The 6,743-nt window shown below is 77.2% G+C and carries 5 protein-coding genes and 1 pseudogene; 4 read left to right on the forward strand and 2 right to left on the reverse strand.

Features of this window, described 5'->3' with window-relative positions:
• The 3 genes from E1300_RS46140 to E1300_RS46150 form a co-directional block, all read left to right on the forward strand.
• Nucleotides 1-1,522: AllF/FdrA family protein (locus E1300_RS46140; RefSeq protein ID WP_306440705.1), on the forward strand; the 1,522-nt coding region annotated here is incomplete at its 5' end.
• On the forward strand, nucleotides 1,519-2,946 hold the full coding sequence (locus E1300_RS46145; RefSeq protein ID WP_131763600.1) for a YlbE family protein: 1,428 nt from the start codon (nucleotides 1,519-1,521) through the stop codon (nucleotides 2,944-2,946). The genes E1300_RS46140 and E1300_RS46145, both read left to right, overlap by 4 nt.
• Nucleotides 2,947-3,002: 56 nt before the next feature.
• On the forward strand, nucleotides 3,003-3,917 hold the full coding sequence (locus E1300_RS46150; protein ID WP_131763601.1) for an aldose 1-epimerase family protein: 915 nt from the start codon (nucleotides 3,003-3,005) through the stop codon (nucleotides 3,915-3,917).
• 15 nt (nucleotides 3,918-3,932) lie between these two features.
• On the opposite strand, the gene E1300_RS46155 is transcribed toward E1300_RS46150, so the two are convergent.
• The gene (locus tag E1300_RS46155) at nucleotides 3,933-5,381 is read right to left on the reverse strand and encodes an MFS transporter (protein ID WP_131763602.1); all 1,449 of its coding nucleotides are present in this window, start codon (nucleotides 5,379-5,381) and stop codon (nucleotides 3,933-3,935) included.
• 228 nt (nucleotides 5,382-5,609) lie between these two features.
• Here E1300_RS46155 and E1300_RS46160 point away from each other — a divergent pair, with 228 nt between their 5' ends.
• The gene (locus E1300_RS46160) at nucleotides 5,610-6,236 is read left to right on the forward strand and encodes a TetR/AcrR family transcriptional regulator (protein WP_131763603.1); all 627 of its coding nucleotides are present in this window, start codon (nucleotides 5,610-5,612) and stop codon (nucleotides 6,234-6,236) included.
• Between the two features lie 71 nt (nucleotides 6,237-6,307).
• Here E1300_RS46160 and E1300_RS50945 read toward each other — a convergent pair.
• A pseudogene (locus tag E1300_RS50945) lies at nucleotides 6,308-6,743 on the reverse strand (hypothetical protein); the annotation flags it as partial.

A 6,743-nucleotide genomic window follows, 5' to 3' on the forward strand; every position in this document is an offset into this window, starting at 1 on the left:
CGCGCCGCCGGCCGCCACGCCGGCGCCCGCGCCCGTCCCCGCCGGGCGACCGCGTGAGCGGGCTCGGAGGACGCCGGTGAACGACTGGGTCGAGGTGCGGCGGGGGGCTTACCGCGACTCGGTCACCCTCATGCGGGTCAGCCGGCTCGTCCGGGAACGCGAAGGCGTCGGCGGCGCGATGGCCGCGATGGGCACCGAGCTGAACATCGACCTGCTGGAGCGGATGGGGTTCGCGGTGCCGCCGGGCACCGGGCCGGGCGACCTCGTCGTGGCGATCCGCGCGGACGGCGGCGCCGCTCTGGACGCCGCCCGCGCCGCCCTCGACGGGCTGCTCGACGAACCGGCCCGCGTCCCGGCGGGCGGCGGGCTGCTCGGGACCCCTCCGCCGCCGCGCACGACCGCGTCCGCCGCGTCCCGCGCCCGGGCCACGGTCGCGCTGCTGTCGGTGCCCGGGCCGCACGTCTTCCCCGAGGCGATGGACGCGCTCGACGCGGGCCTCAACGTCATGATCTTCAGCGACAACGTGCCCGTCGCGCAGGAGATCGCGCTGAAGGAGGCGGCGGCGCGGCGCGGGCTCATCGTGATGGGCCCCGACTGCGGCACCGCCGTCGTCGGCGGCGCGGGCCTCGGCTTCGCCAACGCGGTGCGGCCCGGCCCGGTGGGCGTGGTCGCGGCGTCCGGGACGGGCGCGCAGCAGCTCATGTGCCTGCTGGACGCGGCGGGCACCGGCGTCAGCTCCGTCCTCGGCGTCGGCGGCCGGGACCTGTCGCCCGAGGTGAGCGGCCGGTCAGCGCTGGCCGCGCTCGCCGCGCTGGACGCCGACCCCGGCACCGAGCTGATCGTGCTGGTGTCCAAGCCGCCCGCGCCGCAGGTCGCCGACCTGATCCGCGAGGCGGCCCGGCGGCTGGACACCCCCGTCGTGTTCGCGCTGCCGGTGCCCGGCGAAGACGACCTCACGGAGGCGGCGGAGCAGGCGCTGCGGGCCCTCGGCCGGCCGGTGCCCGCCTGGCCGTCCTGGTCCCCGCCGCACCGGCCCCGGACCGCCGCGGCGGGGAGCGCGCTGCGCGGCCTGTTCGCGGGCGGGACCCTCCGCGACGAGGCCGAGGTCATCGCCCGGGGCGCGCTCGGCTGGGACCTGGAGGCCCACGGCCACCGGCTCACCGACTTCGGCGACGACGCCTACACCCGCGGCCGCGCCCATCCGATGATCGACCCGGGGCTCCGGCTGGAGGCCCTCGCCCGCGAGGCGGCCGACCCGGCGGCGGGCGTCCTGCTGCTGGACGTCGTGCTCGGCCACGGCGCCGACCCGGACCCCGCGTCCACGCTGGCCCCGGCCCTCGCCGCGGCGCTGCGGGACCGTTCCGATCTGGCCGCCGTGGTCTCGCTGTGCGGGACCGCCGCCGACCCGCAGGACCGCGACCGCCAGGCGACGGCGCTGTGCGGCGCGGGCGCGGACGTCTTCGCCTCCAACGCCCAGGCCGCCCGCCACGCGGTGGCCCTGCTGACAGGAACCCCCACATGAGCGAGCGGCACGGCGCCGGGCGGGCGGGCGATCGGCTCGGGGGGCTGCTCGCGCGGGAGCCGCGGGTCGTCGCCGCCGGGGTGGAGGTGCTCGCCGACGCGCTCGCGGGGCAGGCCGTCCCCGTGGAGACCGTCGACTGGCGGCCGCCGCCGCCCGGCACGGACGCGGCCCTCGCCGCGGTGCTCGGCGCGCCCGGCCACGCGGACGCGAACGCCCGCGCGGTGCGGCGGATGCTGACCGCCCGCCCCCACCTCGTGGACGTCCGGCCCGCCCGCGAGGCGCTCGGGCTGGAGACCGGCGCGTTCCTGCACGCGGGCCCGCCGCTGGAGTGGGACCGCGCGTCCGGCCCGATGCGCGGTGCGCTGATCGGCGCGATGCTGCTGGAGGGGATGGCCGAGACCCCGCCCGGCGCGGAGCGGGAGCTCGCGCGCGGCGCCGCCGTGTTCGAGCCGTGCCACCACCACGGCGCGGTCGGGCCGATGGCGGGCGTGGTCAGCCCGTCCATGTGGATGCTCGTCGTGGAGGACGCCGAGCACGGCGGCACGTCCTACTGCTCGCTGAACGAGGGCCTCGGCAAGGTCCTGCGGTACGGGGCGTACGGGCCCGAGGTGATCGAGCGGCTCCGCTGGATGGGCGACGTCCTCGGCCCGGCGCTGCGCGCGGCCGTCCGGCGGCACGGCCCGCTCGACCTGCTCGGGCTCATCGCGCAGGCGCTCCAGATGGGCGACGAGCTGCACAACCGGAACCGGGCGGCGACGTCGCTGCTGCTGCGCGAGCTGGCGCCCGACCTCGCCGCCGCGGACGTCCCCCGGGAGCGGGCCGCCGAGGCGCTGCGGTTCGCGGCGGGCAACGACCACTTCTTCCTCAACGCGGGCATGGCGGCGGCGAAGGCGGCGGCGGACGCGGCGCGCGGCGTCCCCGGCTCCAGCCTGGTCGTGGCGATGGCCCGCAACGGCACCGACTTCGGCATCCAGGTGTCGGGGACGGGCGACCGCTGGTTCACCGGGCCCGCCGGCGTCCCCGACGGGCTCTACCTCGGCGGCTACGGGCCCGCGGACGCCAACCCCGACATCGGGGACTCCGCCATCACCGAGACGGCGGGCCTCGGCGGGTTCGCGCTGGCCGCCGCGCCCGCCATCGTCCGGTTCGTCGGCGGCGAGGTGCCCGACGCCGTAGCCGCGACGCAGCGCATGTACGAGATCACCCTCGCCGAGCACCCGGTGCTCCAGATCCCCCTGCTGTCCTTCCGCGGGACGCCCGCCGGGGTGGACGTCACCCGCGTCGTCCGCACCGGCATCCTGCCCGTCATCGACACCGGCATCGCCGGACGGGAGGCCGGGACCGGGCAGGTCGGCGCCGGGCTCGTCGAGCCGCCCGCGAGCGTGTTCACCGACGCCCTGCACGCCCTCGCCGACCGGACCTGAGCCCGTCCGGCGCGGTGCGGCGTGAGGGAGGTTCCGGCGGAGGGTACGGTCCGGGCATGACCGAGTCGATCACCGGGGAGCAGTACGCGCTCTCCGCCGGGCCGTATGAGGCCGTCATCACCGAGGCGGGCGCGAGCCTGCGCGAGCTGGCGCACGAGGGGCGCCCGATCGTGCTGCCCCACGACCCCGGCGAGCCCGCCCCGGCGGCGTTCGGGCAGCTCCTCGCCCCCTGGCCGAACCGGATCGACCACGGACGCTACGCCTACGGCGGCGCCGTCCACCAGCTCGACGTGTCCGAGCCCGACAAGGACTGCGCGATCCACGGGCTGGTGCGCTGGTCGTCCTGGACCGCCGCCGAGCACCGGCGCGACCGGGTCCGGCTGCGGTACCGGCTGCTCGGGTCGGGCGGCTACCCGTTCCGCCTCGATCTGGAGGCCGAGTACGTCCTGGACGAGGCGGAGGGGCTGACCGTCCGGATGACGGCGCGCAACACGGGCACCGCGACCGCGCCGTACGGGCACGGCGCCCACCCCTACCTCACCGTCGGCGAGCCCATCGACCGCTGCACCGTCACGCTGGGCGCCGACCGCTACCTGCCGGTAGATGACCGGATGCTCCCGGCCGACCCGCCCGCCGACGTGGCCGGGACGCAGTACGACCTCCGCAAGGGGGCGGTCCTCGGCGAGCGGAGGATCGACAACGCGTACACCGGCCTCAGCCGCGACGGGCTCGGCCGCGCCTGGGCGACCCTCTCCGGCGGCGGCCGGACGACCCGGCTCTGGTCGGACGGCGCGCACCCGTGGATGCAGCTCTACACCGCCGACCAGGCGCCGGACCCCCGCCAGGGCCTCGCCGTGGAGCCGATGACGTGCCCGCCGAACGCCTTCGCGACCGGCGAGGACGTCGTCCACCTGGAGCCCGGCGCCCACTTCCAGGGGCTGTGGGGCATCCAGGCGTCCACCGGCGACTGACGCCGCGCCCGCCCGTCACTCGCGCTGAGCACCGTGCGGGCCGGTGATGAGGAAGACGACCACGGCCATGGCGCCGAGGCAGGCCGCCGCGCCGAGGCTCGCCACGCCGAAGCCGTGGACGGCGGCCTCCGGGACCTTTCCCGGGTGCGCGCGCAGGTGCGCGGCCGCCGCCGTCCCGGCGACGGTGCTGAGCAGCGCGGTGCCGAGCGACGCGCCGATCTGCTGCGACGTCATGACCGCGGCGCCCGCCGCGGCGGTGTCGGCGCCCGCGCCGAGCGTCGCGGTGCTGTTGGCCGTGACCAGCACCCAGCCGGTGCCGAGCCCGATGAGCAGGAACACCGGCAGGACGTGCGTCCAGTAGCCGCTGTCCGTGCGGACGGTGCCGAGCAGCGCGAGCCCCGCCGCGACCACGGCCAGCCCGGGGACGAGCAGCGACCGCACCCTCGCGCGCATCAGCAGCGGGCTCACCGCGCGGACGCCGGCCATCAGCCCGGCCGTCAGCGGCAGGAACGCCAGCCCGGCCCTGACCGGTGAGTAGTGCAGCACGTTCTGCAGATAGAAGGTGAGGAAGAACAGGGCGGCGAACATCCCCGCCGACAGTCCGAGGACCGCGAGGTAGGACCCGCCCCGCCGCCGGTCCAGGACGACCCGCGGCGGCAGCAGCGGCACGGCCACACGGGTCTCGGTGAACGCGAACATCGCCAGCAGCACGATGCCGGCCGCCAGCGAGGCGACGGTCGTTCCCGCGCCCCAGCCGTCCGGCTCGGCGCGCGCGAACCCGAGGACGAGCGCCATCAGCCCGGCGGTGGCGAGCACCGCGCCCGTGACGTCGACCCGCACCCCGGGCGCCCGCGGCACGGGGCGGACGGCGTACAGGACGCCCGCCCCCGCCGCGACGGCGATGGGCACGTTGACGAACATGCACCAGCGCCAGTCCAGGTAGTCGGTGAGAACGCCGCCGAGGACGACGCCGAGGCCGCTGGAGCTGCCCATCACGACGCCGTAGATCCCGAACGCCCTGCCGCGCTCGGCGGGCGTCGCGAACGTCGCGGCGAGCGTCGCGAGGACGGACGGGGTCAGCAGCGCCCCGAAGGCGCCCTGGAGCGCCCGCGCGGCGAGCAGCGCCGGAAGGCCGGCCGCCGCGCCGCCGAGCGCGGAGGCCAGCGCGAACCCGGCGAGCCCGGCCAGCAGGGCGCGGCGGCGCCCTGCCAGGTCGGAGAGCCGCCCGCCGAGGAGCAGCAGGCCGCCGTAGCCGAGGGCGTACACGGTGATCACCCATGCCCGGTCCGGGTCGGAGAGGTGCAGCGAGCGCTGGAGCGACGGCAGCGCGATGTTCATGATCGTCATATCGATGCCGACCATGAGCTGGCCCGTCGCGACGGCGGCCAAGGCCCACCAGCGGCGCGGGTCGGGTGCGGTGGCGGTAGCCGCGGGCGGGTTCGCGGTCCCGGGGGTCGAGGTCATCGGGGCTTCGGCCCTCTCGCGGGTCGCGCCGTCCCCGGCGGGCGCCGGGGGGTTCCGGTCGCCGCGACGTCCTTCCTGCTCGGACCGGCCCCGCCTTGGGCCGGGGCCGTCTTCCTGCTCGTCTCCGCATCGGACACGGCTGTCCCCTCACTATAACTGAACACCTGTAGCCGAACGCCTGTAGCGCTAAGACCGTAGCGCAACGGCTGTGCCGATACAATGCGGATCATGGACGTGCGCGACGCGGCTCCGGGCGGCACCCGCAGCCGCAACCGGCGGGGCCAGGGCGAGCGGCTGCGCGAGGAGATCATCGACGCGGCGCTCCGGCTGCTGGACGAGCTCGCCGACGACGAGGCGCTGTCGCTGCGCGCGGTCGCCCGCGAGATAGGGATCGCCGCGACGTCGGTCTACATCCACTTCGCCGACCGGGACTCCCTCGTCCTCGCCGCGATGCGGCGCTGCCACGACGACCTCGTCCGCGCCGCGGACGAGGCGGACGCGGCCCACGACGATCCGGTGGCGAAGCTGCGCGCCCGGGTCCTCGTCATGGGGACCTGGTCGCACGCGCATCCGGGCCTGTACAAGGTGCTGCACGAGAGCACGCTCAGCCGGCGCGCCGACACCACCTTCAGGCTGGAGATCGGCGAGCGCGCCACCGCCGCCGTCCAGCGCTGCATGGACGCCGGCCTCGCCCCCGCCGGCGACGCGGCGACGGTCTCCCTGGACCTGCGCGCCGCCGTCCACGGGGCGGTGTCGATGCGCGTCAACCTGCCGGACCAGCCGTGGCCGCCGCTGGAACACCAGATCGACCGCTTCCTCGCCAAGCTCGTCGGCGTCACCGTGCCCGCGTCCTGACCGCGGCGCGCGGCGGCCCGCTCCCGGCCGGACGGCGCCGTCCACCCGAAGGCTCGCGCTCGCGCCCGGAGCTAGGGCGTGTCCAGGCGTCCGCCGGCGGGTGAGTCGACGGCAGGACGCTCGTCGGGGCCGGGCGCGCCGGTGACGGGGGCGGCCGGGTCGGCGCGGTCGGCCGGGGTGGTGGCCGGGCCGGTGCCGGTGGACAGGCGGCCGGCCAGCGCGACCACGACGACCAGGGCGGCGGCGGCCACCGCGTAGCCGGCGCGGTAGCCGGACAGCGGATGCACGGCCGCGACCATCACGGTGCCGCTGACGAACCCGACGTAGTTGAAGACGCCGACCCGGGCCACGGCGACGCCCCGGCCGCCCGGATCGCGGCTTCCCGCGGTGGCGTAGGCGCTCGGCGCCATCGAGCAGAGCCCGAGCCCGGCCAGCCCGAACCCGGCGATCGCGGCCGCCGGTCCGGGCGCCGCCGCGACGGTGACGAGCCCGGCGAGCGCGACGGCG

Source organism: Actinomadura fibrosa (genome assembly GCF_900659615.1).
Taxonomy (GTDB): Bacteria; Actinomycetota; Actinomycetes; order Streptosporangiales; family Streptosporangiaceae; genus Spirillospora; species Spirillospora fibrosa.

Excerpts from the sequence above, each read along its gene's own strand:
- E1300_RS46145 (WP_131763600.1), top strand. The coding sequence starts at position 1,519 with ATGAGCGAGCGGCACGGCGCCGGGCGGGCGGGCGATCGGCTCGGGGGG.
- E1300_RS46155 (WP_131763602.1), bottom strand. The coding sequence starts at position 5,381 with ATGACCTCGACCCCCGGGACCGCGAACCCGCCCGCGGCTACCGCCACC.
- E1300_RS46150 (WP_131763601.1), top strand. The coding sequence starts at position 3,003 with ATGACCGAGTCGATCACCGGGGAGCAGTACGCGCTCTCCGCCGGGCCG.
- E1300_RS46160 (WP_131763603.1), top strand. The coding sequence starts at position 5,610 with ATGGACGTGCGCGACGCGGCTCCGGGCGGCACCCGCAGCCGCAACCGG.